This is a genomic window from Nocardia amamiensis NBRC 102102 (assembly GCF_001612745.1).
Taxonomy (GTDB): domain Bacteria; phylum Actinomycetota; class Actinomycetes; order Mycobacteriales; family Mycobacteriaceae; genus Nocardia; species Nocardia amamiensis.
Genome location: NZ_BDBA01000212.1, coordinates 1 through 21,006 on the forward strand (window position 1 = coordinate 1; position 21,006 = coordinate 21,006).

At 68.1% G+C, this 21,006-nt stretch carries 18 protein-coding genes; 5 read left to right on the forward strand and 13 right to left on the reverse strand.

What is annotated here, in order from left to right:
- A partial coding sequence (locus NA4_RS31025) for a beta strand repeat-containing protein (RefSeq protein ID WP_174553019.1) occupies positions 1–2,751 on the reverse strand: 2,751 nt, incomplete at its 3' end.
- A gap of 331 nt (positions 2,752–3,082) precedes the next feature.
- On the opposite strand from NA4_RS31025, the gene NA4_RS41685 reads away from it, so the two are divergent.
- Positions 3,083–3,610: a GNAT family N-acetyltransferase gene (locus NA4_RS41685; protein WP_169811152.1), complete on the forward strand. Its 528-nt coding sequence runs from the start codon at positions 3,083–3,085 to the stop codon at positions 3,608–3,610.
- Between the two features lie 214 nt (positions 3,611–3,824).
- Positions 3,825–4,718, forward strand: coding sequence for a hypothetical protein (locus NA4_RS31035; RefSeq protein WP_067478195.1), 894 nt, complete (start codon positions 3,825–3,827; stop codon positions 4,716–4,718).
- A 7-nt stretch (positions 4,719–4,725) separates the two neighbouring features.
- Here NA4_RS31035 and NA4_RS31040 read toward each other — a convergent pair whose 3' ends face one another.
- The 7 genes from NA4_RS31040 to NA4_RS31070 all read right to left on the reverse strand — a co-directional run bounded on the left by NA4_RS31040 (position 4,726) and on the right by NA4_RS31070 (position 13,250).
- Positions 4,726–5,724, reverse strand: coding sequence for an SCO2521 family protein (locus NA4_RS31040; RefSeq protein WP_084497625.1), 999 nt, complete (start codon positions 5,722–5,724; stop codon positions 4,726–4,728).
- Between the two features lie 145 nt (positions 5,725–5,869).
- Complete coding sequence (locus NA4_RS31045; RefSeq protein ID WP_067478198.1) at positions 5,870–6,877, reverse strand: SCO2522 family protein; 1,008 nt, start codon at positions 6,875–6,877, stop codon at positions 5,870–5,872.
- A 58-nt stretch (positions 6,878–6,935) separates the two neighbouring features.
- Positions 6,936–7,847 (reverse strand): SCO2523 family variant P-loop protein, encoded by a 912-nt coding sequence (locus tag NA4_RS31050; protein ID WP_067478201.1) that lies wholly within the window; start codon positions 7,845–7,847, stop codon positions 6,936–6,938.
- A 2-nt stretch (positions 7,848–7,849) separates the two neighbouring features.
- Complete coding sequence (locus NA4_RS31055) at positions 7,850–9,742, reverse strand: SCO2524 family protein (RefSeq protein WP_067478204.1); 1,893 nt, start codon at positions 9,740–9,742, stop codon at positions 7,850–7,852.
- Between the two features lie 171 nt (positions 9,743–9,913).
- Positions 9,914–10,765, reverse strand: coding sequence for a TIGR02569 family protein (locus NA4_RS31060; RefSeq protein ID WP_067478208.1), 852 nt, complete (start codon positions 10,763–10,765; stop codon positions 9,914–9,916).
- Between the two features lie 58 nt (positions 10,766–10,823).
- Complete coding sequence (gene moeZ / locus NA4_RS31065) at positions 10,824–12,008, reverse strand: adenylyltransferase/sulfurtransferase MoeZ (RefSeq protein WP_067478211.1); 1,185 nt, start codon at positions 12,006–12,008, stop codon at positions 10,824–10,826.
- Between the two features lie 183 nt (positions 12,009–12,191).
- On the reverse strand, positions 12,192–13,250 hold the full coding sequence (locus NA4_RS31070; protein ID WP_245671665.1) for a DUF3152 domain-containing protein: 1,059 nt from the start codon (positions 13,248–13,250) through the stop codon (positions 12,192–12,194).
- A gap of 396 nt (positions 13,251–13,646) precedes the next feature.
- Between NA4_RS31070 and fasR the strand changes: the two genes are divergently transcribed.
- The gene (gene fasR / locus NA4_RS31080) at positions 13,647–14,312 is read left to right on the forward strand and encodes an HTH-type transcriptional activator FasR (RefSeq protein WP_067478217.1); all 666 of its coding nucleotides are present in this window, start codon (positions 13,647–13,649) and stop codon (positions 14,310–14,312) included.
- Positions 14,313–14,397: 85 nt separating this feature from the next.
- Here the strand turns inward: fasR and NA4_RS31085 are convergent, their stop codons facing one another.
- Entirely contained in the window at positions 14,398–14,625 is a 228-nt protein-coding gene (locus NA4_RS31085; RefSeq protein ID WP_067478220.1) for a DUF3107 domain-containing protein, read from the reverse strand.
- 67 nt (positions 14,626–14,692) lie between these two features.
- A complete protein-coding gene (locus NA4_RS31090; RefSeq protein ID WP_067478223.1) occupies positions 14,693–15,241 on the reverse strand; it encodes a YceI family protein in 549 nt (182 codons plus the stop codon).
- 102 nt (positions 15,242–15,343) lie between these two features.
- On the opposite strand from NA4_RS31090, the gene NA4_RS31095 reads away from it, so the two are divergent.
- Positions 15,344–16,189 (forward strand): helix-turn-helix domain-containing protein, encoded by an 846-nt coding sequence (locus tag NA4_RS31095; protein ID WP_067478226.1) that lies wholly within the window; start codon positions 15,344–15,346, stop codon positions 16,187–16,189.
- A 2-nt stretch (positions 16,190–16,191) separates the two neighbouring features.
- Here the strand turns inward: NA4_RS31095 and NA4_RS31100 are convergent, their stop codons facing one another.
- Genes NA4_RS31100 through NA4_RS31110 form a run of 3 tightly spaced genes read right to left on the reverse strand, consistent with a single transcriptional unit; the run spans position 16,192 to position 18,891 of the window.
- Positions 16,192–16,893 (reverse strand): ferritin-like fold-containing protein, encoded by a 702-nt coding sequence (locus tag NA4_RS31100; protein WP_067478229.1) that lies wholly within the window; start codon positions 16,891–16,893, stop codon positions 16,192–16,194.
- 27 nt (positions 16,894–16,920) lie between these two features.
- The gene (locus tag NA4_RS31105) at positions 16,921–17,976 is read right to left on the reverse strand and encodes an alpha/beta hydrolase (RefSeq protein WP_067478232.1); all 1,056 of its coding nucleotides are present in this window, start codon (positions 17,974–17,976) and stop codon (positions 16,921–16,923) included.
- 57 nt (positions 17,977–18,033) lie between these two features.
- On the reverse strand, positions 18,034–18,891 hold the full coding sequence (locus NA4_RS31110) for an SCO6745 family protein (RefSeq protein ID WP_067478235.1): 858 nt from the start codon (positions 18,889–18,891) through the stop codon (positions 18,034–18,036).
- Between the two features lie 461 nt (positions 18,892–19,352).
- Between NA4_RS31110 and NA4_RS31115 the strand changes: the two genes are divergently transcribed.
- Positions 19,353–21,006, forward strand: a 1,654-nt coding sequence (locus NA4_RS31115) for a DEAD/DEAH box helicase (protein ID WP_373862857.1), incomplete at its 3' end; no start/stop codon positions are given.

The following is a 21,006-nucleotide window of genomic DNA, read 5'->3' on the forward strand; positions in this document are numbered from 1 at the left end:
GGCCTCCGGACCAGAATCAGGAACCACCATGGCGAGCGTCGGAGCTGGGACGTAATCGTAGGAGACACCATTGCTCGTACCGCCGGCAGTCGTGACAGTGACATTCACCGAACCCGTCCCCGCAGGCACCACCGCAGTGATCTGCGAATCAGAAACCACCGTGAACGACACCGCCGGATTCCCATCGAAATCCACCGCAGTCGCACCAGCAAATTCGGCACCGGTCAATACGACCGTGTTGCCTCCGGTCTCCGGACCGGAACCCGGCACCACAGTGGCGAGCGCCGGTGCCGGAACATACACGTAGGCAACACCATTGCTGACCCCACCCGCAGTCGTTACCGTGATCGCGACCGTACCGCTCCCGGCAGGCGCGGTCGCGGTGATCTCGGCATCCGAAAGCACCGAGAACGTTGGTGCGGGTGTCCCGTCGAAGTGTACGGCGGTCGCTCCGGTGAGGTCGGTGCCGGTCAGGACGACGGTGTTGCCACCCGGCTCCGGCCCGGAGCCGGGGACGATCGAGGCGAGGGCAGGCGCCGGAATGTAGGTATAGGTCACCGGGCCGCTGGTACCGCCGACGGTGGTGACGGTGACATCGACCAACCCGACGCCCGCGGGTACAGCGGCGGTGATCTGTGTGTCGGACACGACGGTGAACGAGACCGCCGGTGTCCCATTGAAATGCACGCCGGTGGTACCGGTGAGGTCGGCTCCGGTGAAGATGACGGTATTGCCGCCGGTCTCGGGACCTGAGTCGGGGACGATCGAGGTGAGGGTGGGCACCGGGGCATGGGTGTAGGTCACGCCGTTGCTGACGCCGCCGGCAGTGGTGACGGTGACATCGACGACGCCGGTGCCCGCGGGCACTTCGGCGGCGATCTGGGTGTCGGAGACGACCGTGAACGAGATCGCGGTGTTCGTATCGAAATGGACGGCGGTGGCGCCGGTGAGGTTGGCACCGGTGAGAACAACCGTGTTGCCGCCGGTCTCCGGGCCGGAGCTCGGGACCACCGAGCCGAGTACCGGTGCGGGGACGTAGCGGTAGGTTGCCGGGTTGCTGACGCCACCTGCCGCGGTGACGGTGACGTTCACCGTGCCGGTACCCGCGGGCGCGACGGCGCTGATCTCGGTGTCGGAGACCACGGTGAAGAAGGTGGCAGGGGTCGTGCCGAAGCGGACGGTGGTGGCTCCGGTGAATCCCGTGCCCCTGAGGACGACGGTGTTACCACCCGCGAGCGGACCCGAGTTCGGGGCCACCGAGGCGAGTGCCGGAGCGGCGATATAGGTGTAGATGATCCCGTTGCTGGTGCCACCCGCAGTGGTGTCCGTGACGACGACGGCTCCCGCGGTCCCGGCGGCCACCACGGCGACGATCTGGGTGTCGGAGACAACTGTGAACGAGATCGCCGGTGTCCCATTGAAGTACACAGCGGTGGTGCCGGTGAGATTGCTGCCGGTCAGGGTGACGGTGTTACCGCCGGACTCGGGGCCCGAGTCGGGGACGATCGAGGCGAGCGTGGGCGATGGGACGTAGGTGTACGGCACCGGGCCGCTGGCGCCGCCCGCGGTGGCTACTGTGACGCCGACGATGCCGGTGCCCGCGGGCGCGATGGCGCTGATCCGCGTGTCCGACACCACCACGAACTCGACCGCCGGGGTGGCACCGAAAAGGACCGTAGTCGTACCGGTCAGGCCGGCGCCGGTCAGGATGACGGGGTTGCCGCCGGTCTCGGGGCCCGACTCCGGAACCACGGAGGCGAGTGTCGGCGCTGGGATATAGGTGTAGGAGACGGGGTTACTGGTGCCGACGCTGGTCGTGACCCTGACACCGACTGTGCCGGTTCCCGCTGGTGCCGTGGCGGTGATCTGGGTATCGGACGCGATGGTGAAGGAAACCGCCGCTGTCGATGCGAAGTTCACCGCGGTAGCTCCGGTGAATCCGCTGCCGGTGAGGAGGACGGTGTTGCCGCCTGCCGCCGGGCCGGAGTTCGGGCTTACCGAGATCAGTGTCGGTGTCGTGATGTAGGTGTAGTCCAGCGCGTTGCTGGTACTCGCTGAAGTCGTGACGGTGACCGGCACCGTACCCGTCCCAGGTGGGGCGATCGCGGTGATCCGCGTCGGCGAATCGATGGTGAAGGTGGTGGCGGTCGATCCGAACCGGACCGTGGTAGGGCCGGTGAAGCCGGTGCCGGTGATCACCACGGGATTGCCCCCGAACGGTGGTCCGAAGGTCGGTGAAAGCGAAGTAAGGGTGGGAAATACGACATAGATGAAAGGCAGTGGATTGCTCGTCCCGACCGGCGAGGTAACGGTCACCGGGACAATGCCGGTCCCCTGGGGAACCACCACGGTGATCTCGGTGGCCGAAACGACGGTGAACGAAGTCGCCGGGGTGCTACCGAAATTCACCCCGGTCGCGCCGGACAGGCCCGAACCGCGGACAGTAACCGTGGTCCCAGCCGGACCCTGGGCGGGGTTGATCGATGTCAGAAAAGGAACCGCCACATAGGTGTAGGGCAGTGCGTTGCTCGTATTGCCCAGCAATGCGGTAACAGTGACCGGCACCGTCCCGGTTCCGGCGGGGGCGATGGCCGTGATCCGGGTGTCGGAATCGATGGTGAACGTTGTCGCGGTCGAGCCGAAACGCACCGTCAATGGACCGACACCGCTGAACCCCGTGCCGGTTATCACCACGCTGGTGCCACCCGGCTCCGGACCCGAAGTTGGTGCGAGCGAGACAATAGTAGGCATGGGGCTGCCCTCCACGGTGACGCCGAGTGAAAGTGGTTCTGGTGCATCGGTGCAGTTGTCGCACCGGCTCTCTCCAGTAACCCCTTATCCGCAACGCTGGAGCAACACATCCCCCGATCCGGTTTCGTCCGTTTTCACATCGGCAGTAGATACTCCTCTGGCGCGTAGTCGGTTCGGTCATTCGCCCCGCACCAGCCACGCGCGAGTCCGCATCACACAGAGTCGCCGACCGACCGGTCAGGAAAGCCCTTTCGAGCGTCTCCGGCCGGTGAACCGTGCCTGCGCTCTACTCTGGAAGCCGGACGCACAGCGGGGTGACAGGGGTGAGCGTTTGAACATCGCGAAAGGCGTTGGGGCGCCGGTGTTCCGGTCTGCCACCCTGGCGGATCTCGGGGAGATCACCGCGCTCGAGCAGATCGAGTTCGGTGAGCTCGCCTACCCGTACTTCGCGCTGCGCCAGCTCTTCGATCTGCACGGAGGTCATTGGGTTGTCGCTGATCTCGACGGCGAATTCTGTGGCTACGCGATGGTGGCACTCAGCTCGCCGCAGTGTGCCTGGGTGATCGGGCTCGCGATCGCGCCGCAGTGCCGCGGCCGCGGCTACGGGCGGGCGCTTCTGGATGACGCGCTGGAACGCTGCCGGATCGCCGATGTGAAGGATGTGTTCCTCACCGTCCGGCCGACCGATCAACCGGCGTCGAACCTGTACAAGACGGCCGGATTCGTCTGGACCGCATACGAAGAGCGCTACTTCGGCGCGGGTGAACCGCGCGACGTCCTGGTACGACGAATCCAGCACAGCCCGGTCCCACCGCCGATCACCGATCCCGCCTCGGACATCTGGTGCAAGCGCCGGTGACGCCCGGACCAGGCGGCTACCTCACCTCCGCACGCCCCGGCGCAGGGGTACCGACGGACTCCCTCCGACTGCGCCTTGCGCCTTCCTCGCTCCCCCTCTACCGGCGTCGCTACGAACTGGATTTCGTTCGGATGCGCCCGTAGTGCGGTGAATTCCGTTGGTATGGTGGAATGTTACGCCGTCATGACGGGCAGGCTCCGGGGGAGGACTCTCAATGACCGACTACGACAACCCGGTCACCCATGTGCAGTTCGGGAACTCACCAGACATCTGGATCGACCAGCACGCCACGGGCTACGCCCAGGAAGTCGCCGACTACTTGGACGAGCTGAGCGCAGGGACCAGGCAGCCGGACGAGAAGCCGCTGCTGGATTCGTTCAATAATCACGTCGAAAAGGTGGTCACCGCCTTCGATCACACGAAGGTCAAGCATCGTGGTGACAGCCTGCTCTTCTCCGATATCTACGCCGCCGCCGACGACAACACCGCGATGGACGAGGTGCTCCAGCGCGCCCACGTCGAACTGCTGATGGCGCTGCTGGCCGCGGAGGTCGAGCTGCGCGGACCGCTGAGCCTGAGCCGGACCCAGAACATCCGGCTGGCCGAGATCTACGAGGATCTCGGCCACCGCCTGCTCGCCGCCGCGCTGCCCGGCCGGCGGACCAAGACGTTTCTCCCCGGGCACGCGGCCATGGCCTTTCTGCGCGCCTCGGGTCTGCACGCGCTCAACGAGGACGTCGACGCGCAGGACCGGTGCGGCCTCGCGTTGGCCAGAGCACGCAGGGCGGCGACCTATCCAGCGTGGCGCCGCAGCGTCGGCTGGCTCTCGGACCTGCTGTGCGGCTATGGCTATCGGCCGTTCCGGCTGCTCGGCTGGATCGCCACGCAACTAGTGCTTTTCACCGTCGCACTCTGGCTGAGCACGTCCCTTCCGATCACCACAGCGCTGCACATGTGCCTGATCAATTTCCTCAATCCGGTGGGTCTCGGCGATCTGCAAGAGGTCGGCCGGATCGGGCGCACCCTGCTCATGATCGAGGCGTACGCCGGGATCGTGTCCACCTCGGTGTTCTTCGCGCTGCTGGTCCGCCGGTGGTTCCGGCTGTGACCGGAGGTCAATCCGGTGCGTTGATCGTGGAGGCGCGCATGGCGGCCAAGGTGGCCACCGACATGCGGTCGCGCAGTTGGCCCACCCGCGCCGACCATTCCCGGGTGAAGCCGGGGTCGCGATCCAGTTGTTCCCACAGGCCGCGCAGCGCCGGGGGCGTGTGGGCGCCGGGCATCCACAGGTGCGCCAGGTTCGTCAGCAGCGGCGCGATTATTGCGGCCGACTCCGCGCTGGAGGGCGGGTAGAGGTCGGCCTCCTCGACCACCGTGTCCGCGACGGTGAGCAGCCAGTCGTGCAGCGCGAGGTCCTCGCAGAACCGGTCCGCCACAGCGAGTTCCGCCTCGTCACGCACGGTCACCAGTACCGTGCGCACCAGTTCGTCCTGCAATTGGAACGTGAGCATCGGGCGGGGCACCTCGGCGATCCGTGCGGCCCAGCGCAGCCGCGCGGTTCGCGTCTGCATCGGCGCGTGCTGATCCAGGCGCATGTCCATCCGGATCTTGGCGAGCAGCCGCTGACTGATCGAGGCAAGATCGAGGACGCCGTCGGGCTGTTCGCCCGCGGCGAGGAAACCGTCGGCCAGCTCACCGCTGGTCGCCGCAGTAACCTTCGAGACCACTTCCGTCACCCCGACCCGGGTCAGGTAGTGCGACCAGGTCTGCCGCTGCTTCACCTCGGCAGGGACGACCGTGGTGTGCGCCGAGCTCTGCAGCACCCGTCCGCCGACGACCACCGCGTTGGTCGCCACCGTCCCGATCGCGCGCACATTGCTACGCGGCTTGGTGGCCAGCTGGCAATCGACCCCGACCGCGGTGGTCGGCGACGTGGCCAGCGTGGTCGGACGCTCCCGCCACAGCACGCGGCGCCCGGGTATGAGCGCGAGCAGTTCCTCCAGCAGGTCGCGTCCGAGCGCCGTCGAATCCGGCACCAAGCAGGTACGGATCTCGCCGAGCAGAATCAGCGGCCCGGCGGCGGAAGCGGCGGGCGCCGAGCTCGTTTCAGGCACCGCCCGCTCGGACCTGCCTGCCAGCGGCGGCCTCCGCACCGACCGGTGGCCGCGCCTGTCCCGGGCCACGGCCGCCAACCGGCGCAGCCGCTCGCCATGCGAGGGCTGGTCACGGCCGGAACAGGAGTGCGACGCTCCGCTCATATCACGACCCATCCAGCAGATAGTGGCTCATCCGCTCGGTCACCTTGCGCGGCACGGTGACCGGGACGTCCTCGTCGCCACCCCGGGCGATGATCTGCTCGACCACTTCCTCCTCGAGATCGATGTGATCCAGGATTACCCGCACCGCGTGTTCGATACCCAGATACCGCTGCGGCAGCAGCGACAACGACCGATAGGCGGCGAACGGTTTGGCCTGCGGGTTGAGTTTCACCACGGCGGGCATCTCCCACCACTGCGGCGGCCAGCCGTCCTCCGGCCGCCACAGCTGCGGGTCGACGATGGGTTCGCCGTCGTAGCGCAGCATCCCGAGCCGCTGCAGCTGCCAGATCGACGCGAGGAACGGGCACGACCATTTGGTGTGCACCTCGGCCCGGCCGTTCACCTTCTTGGTCTGCTTGCTCCACATCTGCACGTCGAGGAAGATCGAGTGCTCGCGCCTGCCGAACTCCTCCGGCGGCTCGTACGGCAGGCGGTGCATGGCCTGGCCGGGCTCGTCGTCGGAGGCCCTGCGCCCATTGCACAGCCAGCCGGACTCCGCCGTGGGCGGGCGGCGTCCGTTCGAGCCTTCCGATGGCTCGGCCACGATGCGCGCGGCCACCATCTCCGCCAACGGGATACGGCGATCACCGGCCGATGGCGCCTCGAAGCATCCCGCCTCGCGGGCCAGGTAGTCGATGGTCACGCCGCACTCGGCGGCGGCGCCGAGCAGCTTGCCGAGGATCTCCCCCGGATCGGTGTCGTGCCGGAAGTAGTCGTCGATCAGGAAGCAGGTGCTCACCCGCGCACGCGGCCCGAACTCGGCCTGCGCCGCAGCGGTGAACGCCGGGATCAGCGGTGCGACTTTGCGGAACTGCGCACGGATACGATCCTCGCCGTTGCTGAGATCGTTCATGTAGAAGTGGCCCACCTCGATGGACAGGTGGGACAACGGCACCTGGGCGACCCGCGGTCGCTCGGTCGCCTCGCTATAGCCTGCTACGTGATCCACTGCTGATCGACAACCCTTCCGGGATCGTGCTTTCGCGAAAGCGCGGGCGAGTTCGGATCTATTCCCAGGTCGCGGCGTGCAGCAGACGACCGGCTAGCTGGTTGAAGGCGGCGGCGGTCTCCTCGTTGGCGATGCTGTTGGCCACATCGGCGTCCAGGATGATCTGCTCACGCCATTGCAGCACCGGCTCCACCGGGGTTTTGCCGAGCAGCGATGTGGCGCCGAGCCGGTTCTTGCCCGCCAACGTGACCAAGGCCCCGTTCTGTTCCTGCAACCACTTCACCTGTGCCGCGCCGGGGCCGCCGGTCATCTCGTTCACTTGCGGCACCGCGGTGCGCACGTAGCGAATGTTCGCGAGCAGTTTCCGCGAGTCGTGCTTCCAGTGGCTGCCGGTCTCCAGCAAGCCGTGCGGACCGTGGACCAGCCCGCTGGCCGCCAGGATGTGCTGGCGGGTCCAGCGGTGGAAGACCAGCCAGCGCACCGTCTTCGAGGCCAGCTGCGGCGCCGCCGTCGCGCGCAGCGCCAACTCCATCGCCAGCGAGCGGCCCGCGCTCAAGTCCACGAAACAGACCTTGAATTCCTGTTCGAGGCCCACGAACAGTTCCGTGCAGCGGCGCACCACGTCGTCGTTGATGCTGTCGAACTCCGCGCCGCCTTCGTCACCGGGGAACAGGACCAGCCGTCCGGTCCTGGTCCGCATCTTGCGCAAGCCGACGCGATCGGTCTTGGCGCGCACGTCGATCTGCCTGGCGATGCCGTTCTTCCCGAGCAGATACTCGTGCAGCCCGTCCCCATCGGGAGTGCCCCGCTCCACGGAACCGATTTCGAACAGGGCGCCCGCGGTCGGCGAACCGAAGTCGAAATCGAGATAGGCCACACTCATCCCGCTCAGGCACAGACGGTAGGCGAGATTGCAGCTGGTCACCGAACGTCCGGTACCGCCCTTGTCGGAGGTCGCGAACACGATCATGGTTATGTGGCCCTTGTCGCGTCCATGCGGGCATAGGCCAGTTTGTGCAGTTCGCGCAGCGCGTCGGCGGCGAGCACGAACGCCGTGCCTGCCTGCCTGCCGGCCACCAGCTGCCTGGCTTGCTCGAGGTTCTCCTCCACCCGGTCGAGGGTGATCCGGTTCTCCGAGACGTCGTCGATGCTGACGCTCAGCATCTCCTGGTTGAGCAGGTGCTCGGCCTCGTTGAGCAGTTCCACCGCGCGCACCACCATCGCCGGGGAGGTCAACGGTGGCTCGCGGAACGTGCGGTCTGCGCTGACCAGGCATTCGATCACACGCTCGGTCATGTACCAGGACGGCTTCGTCTCCCGCGCCGTGCCGTTGCCGAAGACTCCGGCGGGATCGTCCCAGAGCCCGGCCGCGAGACCGGAGGTGATGACGCGCGCCTCCAGATGGTCCATCGTCGATTTGGCCAGATCCATCAGCCGGTCGCGGGCGGTGATATTGCTGGAGAGCCGGGCGGCCTGCAACAGGCGCTTCAACAGCACAGCGGCGAAATCCGATACCTCCCACTGCAACAGCGGTCCGTCGTCGACAGTTTCCGTGCCGCGCAAGGACAATCGCACGCCGGGCGCGTGCATCTGCACCGCGGGGTCGTCACGCGTGGTCCGGCGGATGATCCGGCCGCGTCGGGCCAGTTCGTCGAAAATCGACACGGCTCTGGTCAAGTCGTCATCGGAGGCGGTGCGGTTGATCAGATCCTGGATCAGCACGGCGGACACGATGAGACTGAAGTAGTCCGATTCCTCGCCGTCCGAGGTGCGCCACGGGATGTCCTCCAGCGGCCACGAGCCGGACCCGAACCGGGCCACCGTCGACCAGTAACGCTGGGTCAGGTCCCAGCGGATCCGCAGCGCCTCGGCCAGCCGGTACTGCTGTTCGTCGAGCAGGTCCAGTTCCCTGGTGCGCTGGGAGATCAGGTCGTTGATGCCGTCCAGCGCGATGACGGTGAAATACAGGTAGGGACGCGGTTCGGCGATACCGGGCTGCATGGCGATGGCCGAGTCCACGAAGCCGACCGGAGCCGCGTCGCGCACCAGGCCCCAGCTCCAGCCGCATTCGAACAGCAGTTCCTCATCGTCCAGCTCGGTGTCCGGCGTCTGCCCGAGCGTGATGTCGTTGCGCAGCCGGGCGCGGACCCGCTCCAGGCTGCGCGTGATGCCCTCGGCGACCGACTTGTTGGGCAGGTCGCTCTGATTGAGCATGCCCAGCATCACTTGTCCCGCTTCGGATTTCGGCTCGACGGTATTGACCACGAAACTGCGGACCAGACCCGTCATCGCGGCGGTGAGGCGGGCGCTGAGCCTGCCGGTGAGTTTCTCGATCCGGTCGACGAGAGGGGCGCGCCCCTCCGCGCGGACCCAGCCCTCGTAGACCCGCAGAAAGCGCAGCCCGGCCAGACACAGCGTCAGCGACATGGAGTACGAGTCGACGACCTCGATATCACGCTGCACCGCAGTGGGTTCGCGCTCGTCGGCCGAGCGCAGGTAGCTGCCCGCGGCGAAGATGGGCTCGCCGTCCGGTTCGCCCGCACTGTCCGGTTCGCCGTCCGGTCCGATCCGGTTGGTATTGCGGACGATATAGTCCTCCAGCAAGGCGATCACGACGGTTCCGATCTTCGTCTGACCGCCGAACGGCGACAGCACCGAACTGACGTCGTCGGCCATGCTGTCGGGACGATCCAGCGCGAGGCTCTCGATCTCGGTCGCCGGATACAGCAGGCACAGTAATTGCTCGGAATCGCTGATCGAATTGGCGGCCATGCGACCGCCCCAGTGCCACTTGGCGCCGTCCCAGGACACGGATAGCGCGGAGCGCCACAGATCCAGAATCTGCTGCCGCGGTTGAATTCTCACCCTGCCCCGTCCTCACACCCCTCGTCGCGGACCGCGCTGATCTCCAACCCGGCGGAGACTCACGGCGGCGATACTGCGGAAAACTTATCACGGGGGCACCCGCGGCGTCGGTCTCCGCGCGATTTACCCGACATTGTACGAAAAGCATTCCGAACAGCGGATATTCCGGACTCAGAGAGTCAGCCGGACCATGTCGGCGGTGCGGGCCAGACCGGGGAACGCCTGCGGCGTCGAGCGCGGGTGCAGCGCGTGCACCGCGAGCCGGAACATGACCGCCCGCAACAACATCTGCGGCCACTCCGGAAGATCGGTCCAGCGATCCAGCAACCCGTCGTCCGCGCCGCCCCAAGCCAGCGCATCGACCACGATCACCGCCGCCGCCCACGGCACCGGCCGCCAGTACGGGGTGAGATCGGTGAGGCCGGGAGTGTACGTACCGGCGAACAACACGGTGCCGAAGAGGTCGCCGTGCACCAATTGCGCCGGCGTCTGCACCGGCTTGCGCAGCGTGGCCAGCTGACCGATGAGTTCCAGGCTGCGCTGGCCGTCCGGCGAGGTGGACAGCAGCGCGCCGCCCGCGCGCAAGGCGCGCAGCGGCACCGCCTCCCACGCGGCGCGATCCGCGGCGACGAACACGTCCACGTCGACCCAGGGCACGACCGGCGGCTGCGATAGGAAGCGGGGCCGCTCCAGCTTCGCCGTAGCCTGATGCAGCCGCAGCGACACCGAGACCACCTCGTCGTGCCGCGGTTCCGGTGCGCCTTCCAGATAGGTGTCCGCGCGCCAGCCGGACACGACGTAGCGGCCATCGGTGGCGCGCACCGGCCGGGCCAGCCGCAAACCGTCCACCTGCAACGTCTCCCGCACCTTCGCCGACCACGCCGCGCGCGCGTGATCGGCGACCGGACTGAGCACCACATCCCCGCACCGCCAGCCACCTTCCCAGTCGCCGAGGGAAACCGGGGTCACTTCGCGCAGACCGAACGTGGCGCGCACGTGCTCGGGAGGTTCCACAGAAGTCACGGTCGTACCGTATGTCGTGTCGGATTTGGCGCGCTCGCGGCGCGCCGTGTTCGCCGCTCTAGTACACCGGCAGAGACTTGTCGATCTGGTTGGCCCAGGCGATCACGCCGCCTTGCAGGTGGGTGGCGTCGGCGAAGCCCGCGCGCTTCAGGGCGGCCAGGGCTTCGGCGGAGCGCACGCCGGTCTTGCAGTGCAGCACGATCGGGCGGTTCTGCGGCAGCTCGGCCAATGCCTCGCCGGACAGGATGCGGTCCTTCGGGATGAGCTTGGCGCCCTCGATGTGCACGATGTCCCATTCGACCGGCTCGCGCACGTCGATCAGCTCGATGTCCTTGCCCGCGTCGAACAGGTCCTTGAGCTCGCGCGCGGTGATGGTGGACCCGGCCGCGGCCGCCTGGCCCTCGTCGGACACCACGCCGCAGAACGCCTCGTAGTCGATCAGCTCGGTGATCGGCTGGCGTTCCGGGTCGCGGCGCAGCTTGATCGTCCGGTAGTTCATGTCCAGTGCGTCGTACACCATCAGCCTGCCCAGCAGGGGGTCGCCGATGCCGGTGATCAGCTTGATCGCCTCGGTCACCATCACCGACCCGATCGACGCGCACAGCACGCCGAGCACACCGCCCTCGGCGCAGGACGGCACCATGCCGGGCGGCGGGGCCTCGGGGTACAGGTCGCGGTAGTTGATGCCGCGCCCGTCCGGGGCGTCCTCCCAGAACACCGAGACCTGGCCCTCGAACCGGTAGATCGAGCCCCACACGTACGGCTTGCCCGCCAGCACCGCGGCGTCGTTGACCAGGTAGCGGGTGGCGAAGTTGTCGGTACCGTCGACGATCAGGTCGTATTCACGAAACAGCTCGACGGCGTTCTCCGGCTCCAGCCGCAGCTTGTGCAGCCGCACATCGATGCCGGAGTTGATCTCCAGGATGGAGTCGCGCGCGCTGTCGGCCTTCGAGCGGCCGATGTCGGATTCACCGTGGATGATCTGGCGCTGCAGGTTGGAAGCGTCCACCTCGTCGAACTCGACGATGCCGAGCGTGCCGACGCCCGCCGCGGCCAGGTACAGCAGGGCGGGCGATCCGAGGCCGCCCGCGCCGATCACCAGCACTTTGGCGTTCTTCAGACGCTTCTGCCCGTCCACGCCGAGATCCGGGATGATCAGGTGCCTGCTGTACCGGGCTACCTCATCCCTGGTCAGCTCCGCGGCCGGCTCCACAAGTGGCGGCAGGGACTTGGGTGATGACACGTCCAGGACTCCTCGAATCGCTTGGCCGATCGGACGGCGGTATGGCGCCGCTTCACGGGCGCCCAACTATGCAACACCGACGACCGGACCCTTCTTCCCGGCCCATCGTCCCGCATCAGCAATCCGCGGCGCTAACCACCCTGCCAATCGCGGGTAGATCAGCACGGAGAGGCGGACATACCGCTAGCCGCGCGGGTACGGCCAGGGGTTGAACCGGCAGCGCTTGCCGTCCATCGGGACGACGCCGTGCGGATCAAGGACGGCGATGTCGTCGTTGCGGGTTCCGAAAGTCTGCTGCATCATCACCGGCGCGAGCCCACCGTCGGTCTCGCATGCTTGGTGCCGGTGATAGCCGATGGCGTGGCCGACCTCGTGGTTGATCAGGTACTGCCGGTAGGACCCGACATCGCCCTCGAACGCCAGCGCGCCACGCACCCACCGGACTTCCGAGAGCACCACCCGCCTGCTGTTCGCGTTGTAGCAGGAGGTGTCGATCGGAATGTCGAAACCGCATTCCTTGCGGCTGGATCCCCGGGAGGTGAGCGAGATGCGGAAGTCGGCCCCGCCCTGGTCGACCCGGCGGAAGGCGAACTTGCGGTCGTTCGCCCAGCCCTTCGGGTTGGCGAGGGTGGAATCGATCATCTTCGCCACGGCCGCGTCACCGCCCAAGGCGGAGGTGTCCACGCCGTCCTCGATCTCCACGGTGTAGCGGAAGACGTTCTGCGTTCCTGCGCCGACCTGGGCGGTGGTGCCCGCCACCAGGCGCCAGGTGCCCGCGCCGGTCTCGGCGAACGCGCCGCCTTCGGGCAGCGCACCGGTGGGCAGATCGGTGGGAAAGTGCCCGTCCCCCGGCGGAGCACCGATGATGCCCACGCTCGCGGTGCGCGGACTGAGGCTGCCGGGCGCGGGGGCCACGGCGACATTGCTGGTGCCGGTGGTGCGGACCGCGTCGACGACCACCAGGACTGTGATGACGACCAGCACCGGGAGCGCGTACGCCCGCCAGCCGTAGGTCGAGACGAATCTGCCGAGTGCGCTTTGCTTCTTGGCGTCCCGGTCGGGACGGGTTCGGCCGCGACTCTCGTCGGGAGCAGTGGGATCCCAGCGGGCGCGCAGCGGCTGGTGGGAACGCTCGCCTTTCTGGCGGTACAGGCCCAGCGGATCGTAAATCTCGACGCCGTCCCCATACAGGTGCGATGGGAGCGAATCCAGCTGCGGCACAGTCGATTCGGGAGTTTCCATAGAGCGCTTTCGGTTCCGCGCCGCACGGCCGGGTGATCCACCGCCCGCACCGGACCGCTTCGCCGCCCCGGTTCGAGCCGCTTTGTCCGATCGCGCCTCTGGCCAGGTTCTCGCCATGGGATCCGACCCTACGGAACCGGACGCGCCGGAGCCAGCCGGGTCGCGCGCACCGCGCCTCCCGGCGGACTCGCGCTCCGGTCGGTCGGCCACGCAGACCAGCGTCTCACAGGACGAACCTCCCATTCCCGGGCACATCGGGCACCGCTTCGATGCGACAATTCACCTCGGGTGGTATCAGTTCTCCGGCCCCGATCTGCGGGCCGGCGACAACCGGGTATCGTTCATGGGATAACCCGGTGCACACCCCTTGCCGGGGAATCGACTGGGAGAGCCGAAATGACTGACCTCGTGGATCGGATGACGTCCCGCAGAATGTCGTCCGAGGCCTTGGCACCTGCCAAACGCGGTACCCGCCTTCCGCGCGACGAGAGACGTCAGCAGCTACTCGCGGCGGCAAGCGAAGTGTTCGTGCAGCGCGGCTACCACGCCGCGGGCATGGACGAGATCTCGCAGTGCGCCGGAGTGAGCAAGCCGGTGCTGTACCAGCACTTCAGCAGCAAACTGGAGCTCTACCTCGCGGTGCTGCAGAACTACGTGGACATGCTGGTGTCCAGCGTGCGCCAGGCGCTGCGGTCGACCACCGACAACAAGCAGCGCGTCCGCGCGGCGGTGCAGTCCTACTTCGATTTCGTGGACAACGAGATGCAGGGCTTCCGCCTGGTCTTCGAATCCGACCTGACCAGCGAGCCGCAGGTGCAGCGGCGGGTCGAGCAGGCCACCGAAGCGTGCGTGGACGCGGTCTACGACTTGGTGGCGCACGACTCGGGCCTGGACCCCTACCGCGCGCGCATCCTGGCCGTCGGACTGGTCGGCGCGAGCCAGTTCACCGCGCGCTACTGGCTGGAGGCGGATCGGCCGATCCCGAAGGAGGAGGCGGTCGACACCACCGTCTCGCTCGCGTGGGGCGGCCTCAAGCACGTGCCGCTGCACCCGATCGGCTGAGCGGGCACCCAGAAAGACGAACGAGCCCCTGTCCCCGAGCGATCGGGGGCAGGGGCTCGATGCGTGTGGGGCCGGAGGCCGGAGATCAGACCGCGGCGAAACCGACGCGGCCGCTGGCGGGCGAGCCGATCTCCACGTAGGCGACCTTCGACGCCTGAATCAGGAACTTGCGGCCCTTCTCATCGGTGAGCGACAAGACCCCGCCGTCACCGCCGAGCGCACCGGACACCAGCGCCTCGACCTCGTCCTGGGTCTGGGCGCTGTTGATCACCAGCTCGCGCGGGCTATCCGAAATACCGATCTTGACCTCCACGGCCAACCTCCGAACCTGAGAGTCCTGTGCTGTCGATTCCCAGGTTAGTGCTGGCCCGGGCGAGCCTTTACTTCGGCTCGACGAGCTGGATCTCGAGTTCGATCTTCACGGTGTCGCTGAGCATGCCCGGCATCGGGCCGCCGACGCCGAAATCGGTGCGCTTGATGGTGCCGGCGGCGGAGAAGCCGGCATGCCGGTCGCCGGTCGGGCTGTAGTCCTGCACACCGCCCCACTCGACCTCCAAGGTGACCGGCTTGGTGACCGTGCCGAGCGTGGCCTCGCCGTGAACCTCGAAGGTCTCCGCGACTACCACGGGGTGGGTGGCGCGGAAGGTCAGGGTGGGGCGGTTGGCGACATCGAGGAAGTCTGCGGTGCGGATGTGCGCGTCGCGGTCGGGGTTGCCGGTGTCGAAAGAATCGAGGTGGATCGTCGCGCCGATGGTGGCCGCGCCCGACTCGTCGACCACGAATTCGGTCTCGAATCGGGTGAACCCGCCACGCACCTTGGAGATGCCGAGATGGCGGATGGTGAAGGCGACCGAGGAGTGCGCGGCGTCCAGCGCCCAAGAACCGGCTTTCAGCTGAGTGGAGGTGGTGGATTCCGAGGTAGATGTCATACCTCCGACAATGAACGGACCGCGGTCCGTTAGCCACGCCGCCGTTATCCTGGACCTGGCAGGGCGCGGCTAAGCGTCCCAGGACCGGGCACGATGGGACGCATGGCTCGTAACGGATTCGGGGAGTTCCTCATCGCACGGCGCGCCGAGCTGCGCCCGCTGGACGTCGGGCTGCCCGGAGGCGGACGGCGCAGGACGCCTGGGCTGCGCCGGGAAGAAGTCGCCGTCCGCGCGGGCGTCAGCGCCGACTATCTGGCCCGCCTGGAGCAGGGCCGGGACACGAACCCTTCGGTCGCGGTGATCGAGGCGCTGGCCGACGCGCTGCTGCTGCGCGGCGAGGATCGCCAGTACTTCAACATGCTCGCGCTCGCCTCGGGCAACGAATCCCGCTGCAACCGCTGCCCGGGCAGCGAATCCGCCGACGAGCAGGTGGCCGCGACGATCGAGACGATCCTGCAGGCGTTGCAGCCGACTCCCGCCTTCGTGGTCGGCCGGAAGCTGAACGTGCTGGGCTGGAACCAGGCGTGGGCCGATTTCGTCGCCCCGCTCGGCCTGCTGGACGGCCCGGATCAGCCCAATCTGGCGTGGTTCACCTTCATGCATCCCGCCGCGCGGCGCGTCCTGCGCAATTGGGAGCACGCGGCCGATACCTTCACCGCCGCGCTGTGCCGCGCCAAACTCCTTCGGCCAGGCGATGTCTCACTACGCGAGATGATCGAGACACTCCGCGAGCTGCCGGATTTCGCGGACCGCTGGAAGCCGCATCGGGTCGGCGCCTCCAGCTCCGGCACGCTCCAGCTCGACCATCCGGTGCACGGGCTGGTCGAAGTGCCGTTCGAGACCCTGGAGGCCGACCGCGACCAGAGCGTCGTCGTCTGGCTCACCGACCGGGCGAGCATGCACGCGCCCGGCCTCCGGCTGGTACCGAACCGCGCTGTGAACCAGTAGCGCTAGATCCCCAGGACGGCCATGCGTTCGGCATGGCTGGCCTGCATGCGCTCGAACAGCGCGGCGATGCCGTTGAGATCGCCGGTGGCGGTGAGCACCAGATCGGTGAGCTCGTCGCGCTGCGCCATGACGTACTGGGCCTGGGTGATCGCCTCGCCGAGCAGCCGCCTGCCCCAGAGCCTGAGGCGGTCGCGTTCGGAGCGGCTCTCGGTGACCGCCCTGCGTACCTCCTCGATGACGAATTCGGAATGCCTGGTCTCGGCGAGCACGTCGCGCACCACCGCGGCGACATCGGGAGCCAGCGCGCCGGCGATCACGGTGTAGAAGTCCGCGGCGATGCCGTCACCGACGTAGAACTTCACCATCGACTCGAGCCAGGTCGAAGGGTCGGTGGACGCGTGATAGGCGTCCAGCGCCCGCACGAACGGCGCCATGGCGTCGAAGACGTCCGCGCCGCGCGCGGCCAACGCCGACTCCAGCGTCTTGAAGTGGTCCATCTCGGCCGCGGCCATCGTCGCCACCGCCACCTTGCCCCGCAGGGTCGGCGACAGCTTCGCCTCCTCCGCCAGCCGGTAGAACGCGGAGATCTCACCATAGGCGAGCACCGCGAACAGATCGGTGACGCCGGGATGACTCGGGGGGATGGAGAGGGTTGCTGGGTCGGTCGACGAAACACCTAACGCGGCAGGTGACTGTGCTCCCATGCGCCCCAGAGTAATACTCGGCGCGGGTTACGCGGTCTCGGCCAAGAACTTCTCCAGATATCTCCATGTCGTGTCGCGCGCGGCGGGTCCGGCCAGGATTCCCAAGTGACTGCCCGGCGCGGTTTCGTAGCGGACCAGCGCGGCCCCGGTGAGGGTGCGGGTACCGGCCGCCACGGCGGCGGCCGGGGTGATCACGTCGGCGGACCCGCCGACCAGCAGGACCGGCGCGGTCACCCGCGCGAGCTCGACGCGGCGCTCGCCCAGCCGCACGACGCCGCGTCCGATGTCGTTGCCGAGAATCAACCGGTGCCACAACTGGCTGTAGAAGCGACCCGGATAGCCGGGCATCTCGGCCATGAAGCGATCGATGGACTCCATCCTGGCCAGCGCGTCGGTGCGGGCGATATTGCTCGCGACGAACCACGGCCTGGTCAGCTCGCGGTCCCAGGCGGTGATCTTGTAACCGATCCGGGTCAGCGCCGCGGGGACGCCGCCGGTCGCGCGGATGACGGTCGAGGTGACCCGGCCTCCGGTGAGTCTCGCGACCGCGCGCAGCTGCGGGATGCCGGTCATCCGGTCGTAGTCCAGTGGCGAGCCGACCGCCGTGACGGAGCGGATCGGCAGCTCGGGGTGTGCCGCCGCGGCGAGCAGGGCCAGCGTGCCGCCGATCGACCAGCCGACCAGGTCGACGGGGCGTCCGTCGCGGTCGGCGCTGGTGCGCAACACCGCTTCGGGAAGGATGTCGTCGATCCAGTCCTCGAAACCCATGCGCCGGTCGGCGAAGGTGATCTCGCCGTAGTCGACGACATACGGACGGTGACCGATCTCCAGCAGGAACCGCGCCAGGCTCTGGTCGGGCCGCAGGTCGAAACAGGTGGCGGGCGCGGCGAGCGGAGGAACCAGCAGCACAGCCGATTCCGCGTCCGCCGCGCTGTCCGCCGTGCGCTCGAAGCGCCGCAGTTGCCGGTGCGGCTGATCCCACAGCACCGTCGAAGGAGTCGGGTCCGGCGCCTCGATGCCGGAGCCGAAGGTCAGAGCCCACGCGTTGCGCGCGGCAAGGGACACAGTGTCGGCAAGGCTCACGACACTGAATGTCTCACATGCCGGTACCGGCGGTAACAGCAAGTCCCGGTTCCGCGGCTAGCGGCGCCCCATGCCGACCGGGTTGAGCGGCGGAACCAGCGCTTCCTGCACGCTGCGCACCAGCGGCTCGAGCGATGTGGTCAACTCCGCCACCGCGTCGGCCGACAAGACCGCGAGAGCGCCCGCCCACGCGGCCTCGTCGGTGTCGGCCTCTACCCGCGCCAGCAGCTCGGCCCCGCTCGCGGCGAGCGTCGGATCGACCGGCTCTCCGTCCACCACACCCCTGGCCCGCAACTCGTCGAAGGTGTCCGCCCATTCCGCTTCCGACAGCCCGCGCGCGGGGCGCATCACCGATTCCGGCGCCTTGCCCGCCGCCACCTGCGCGACCAGCGCCTGGCGACCGGTCAGGCCGTGGGTGATCAACGCGGCGACATGGCCGTCACCGCGATGCTCACGCAGCGAGGTGGTCAGCTGCCAGAGAGCGGCCACCGGGTCGGCGGGCAGCGGCAAGGCCGCGTTCGCGGCGAACAACGCCCGGCCGGTCGGGTCGGCCGCGTGCTGCACCGGGGCGAGCAGTTCGACCGCACGCGCGCACACCGCCTCATCCGCGCCGACGCCGCGCAGCAGCCCGGTGACCAGGTCGAGCCGAGCCGCCAGACAGCGCTGCGGCGTGGCCCGCTCCCACGCCTCCGGCAGCGCACGGCGCACCATGTCCGGGTGGAATCCGGCGAAGACCGCCTGCACCGTCGCCGGCGTCACCGCACCCAGCGGAGCGGCGCGAAATGCGAAGTAGGTCTGCCAGTAACCGCGCAACCCGATGCCGACACCGGCCTCCTTGACGCCCGTTCCGAAATAGACGACGTCGTGCAGCGGTTCGAGTGTGGTCCAGATTTGCCGGGCCGGATGAATTGCCATGTGGCGCAGCGTACGTCGGCGGCCGACGCGGCGAAAGGGAGCTGCCTGTTTCCAGCATTTTCGATAGCGCGCCGCAGTGGCAATTCGAGCGGCGCACAATATCACGCTACAATCACCGTGGACAACGGAAAGTTTCGCCCGACGGAGTTGCCGGACACCGCGCTCATGCGAACCCTCGGGGAGACCGCTGGGACCGCTGACAGGTTTCGGGTGCGAGGTTTTCGTTGGACAGGAAAATGTGCGCGCACCAGTTCCGCGTCACCACTGCGCCGCGCCGATGTCTTGCGAGGTAGCCGCCGTTTTTCGGCAGGCGCCCGGCATCCGGAGCGTGGCCGGGTGAGTATCGCCTGCGGAGTCGTGGTCGTCGCGGACCGCCCGGTCCGCCCCACCTCGTGCGTGCTGGACATGATTACGAGGAAGGCACGAACCTGAGCAAGATCACAGTCGATCAGGAACCGGGACTGGCGGACACCCTGTTGACGGCCGAACTGGACGCAACGCATACCGCCCCGACTTTCGCCGAATTGGGCGTGCGCGCGGAAATCGTCCGCGCACTCGGCGAGATCGGAATCGAACGTACTTTCGCCATTCAAGAACTGACCCTCCCGCTGGCGCTGGCCGGCGAGGACCTCATCGGTCAGGCCCGCACCGGCATGGGTAAAACCTTCGGATTCGGCGTGCCGCTGCTGCACCGGATCGCGACCGCCGAATCGGGCACCACCCCGCTGGACGGCACGCCGCGGGCGCTGGTCATCGTGCCGACCCGCGAGCTGTGCCTCCAGGTCACCCAGGACTTGGAGAACGCGAGCAAATACCTGACCAACCATCAGGGCAAGCTGCGCGTGGCGTCCATCTACGGCGGGCGCCCCTACGAGGCGCAGATCGAGGCGCTGCGGGCGGGCGTGGACGTGGTGGTCGGCACGCCGGGGCGACTACTCGACCTCGCCGACCAGCAGCACCTGATCCTCGGCAAGATCGGCGTGCTCGTGCTCGACGAAGCCGACGAGATGCTCGACCTCGGCTTCCTCCCGGACATCGAACGCATTCTCGGCATGGTTCCGGACAAGCGCCAGACCATGCTGTTCTCGGCGACCATGCCCGGCCCGATCATCACGCTGGCCCGCACCTTCCTGACCCGCCCCACGCACATCCGGGCCGAGGAGCCGCACGATTCCGCCGTGCACGACCGCACCGCCCAGTTCGTCTACCGCGCCCACGCGCTGGACAAGGGCGAGCTGATCGCGCGGATCCTGCAAGCCGAGGGCCGCGGCGCCACGATGATCTTCACGCGCACCAAGCGCACCGCGCAGAAGGTGGCCGACGAGCTGGCCGAGCGCGGGTTCGCGGTCGGCGCGGTGCACGGCGACCTCGGGCAGATCGCCCGCGAGAAGGCGCTGACCAAGTTCCGCAAGGGCACCATCGATGTGCTCGTCGCGACCGACGTCGCGGCGCGCGGCATCGACATCGACGACGTCACGCACGTCGTCAACTACCAGTGCCCGGAGGACGAGAAGACCTACGTGCACCGGATCGGCCGCACCGGCCGAGCCGGCCGCACCGGCGTCGCGGTGACCCTGATCGACTGGGACGAGCTCAATCGCTGGTCGTCGATCGACAGCGCGCTCGGGCTCGGCATCCCCGAACCGGTCGAGACGTATTCGCGCTCGCCGCATCTGTACGCCGATCTGGGCATTCCCGAAGGCGTGAACGGCCTGATCCGCACGCCGAAGCCGGAGCGCGACCCGGACGCGGTCGTCGTCGAGCGCCCGGCCCGCACCACACGCAAGCGCAACCGCAGGCGCACCCGTGGCGGTCAGCCGGTCGACGTGACGGCGGACATCGCCACCGCCGACGAGGGCGACGCCGACTCCACCGGAGCGGACGCCCCGGTCGCCGTGGAAACCGATGCCGACACGGCCGAGCGGCCCGCACGACGCAGGCGCAGGCGGCGCAAGCCGGCCGGTGACGCGGCGGACCGAGCCACCGACGAAGCAGGCACCGAAGGCTCCGACACCTCGCCCGAGGACGGTGCCGACGATGCCGGTTCCGGCGACCGGCCCGCTCGTCGCCGGCGCAGGCGGCGCAGGTCCGCGGACGGCGAATCGGCGGCCGACG

Excerpts from the sequence above, each read along its gene's own strand:
- NA4_RS31095 (WP_067478226.1), top strand. The coding sequence starts at position 15,344 with ATGGCTCGTAACGGATTCGGGGAGTTCCTCATCGCACGGCGCGCCGAG.
- NA4_RS31035 (WP_067478195.1), top strand. The coding sequence starts at position 3,825 with ATGACCGACTACGACAACCCGGTCACCCATGTGCAGTTCGGGAACTCA.
- NA4_RS31110 (WP_067478235.1), bottom strand. The coding sequence starts at position 18,891 with ATGGCAATTCATCCGGCCCGGCAAATCTGGACCACACTCGAACCGCTG.
- NA4_RS31070 (WP_245671665.1), bottom strand. The coding sequence starts at position 13,250 with ATGGAAACTCCCGAATCGACTGTGCCGCAGCTGGATTCGCTCCCATCG.
- NA4_RS31050 (WP_067478201.1), bottom strand. The coding sequence starts at position 7,847 with ATGATCGTGTTCGCGACCTCCGACAAGGGCGGTACCGGACGTTCGGTG.
- fasR (WP_067478217.1), top strand. The coding sequence starts at position 13,647 with ATGACTGACCTCGTGGATCGGATGACGTCCCGCAGAATGTCGTCCGAG.
- NA4_RS31100 (WP_067478229.1), bottom strand. The coding sequence starts at position 16,893 with ATGGGAGCACAGTCACCTGCCGCGTTAGGTGTTTCGTCGACCGACCCA.
- NA4_RS31090 (WP_067478223.1), bottom strand. The coding sequence starts at position 15,241 with ATGACATCTACCTCGGAATCCACCACCTCCACTCAGCTGAAAGCCGGT.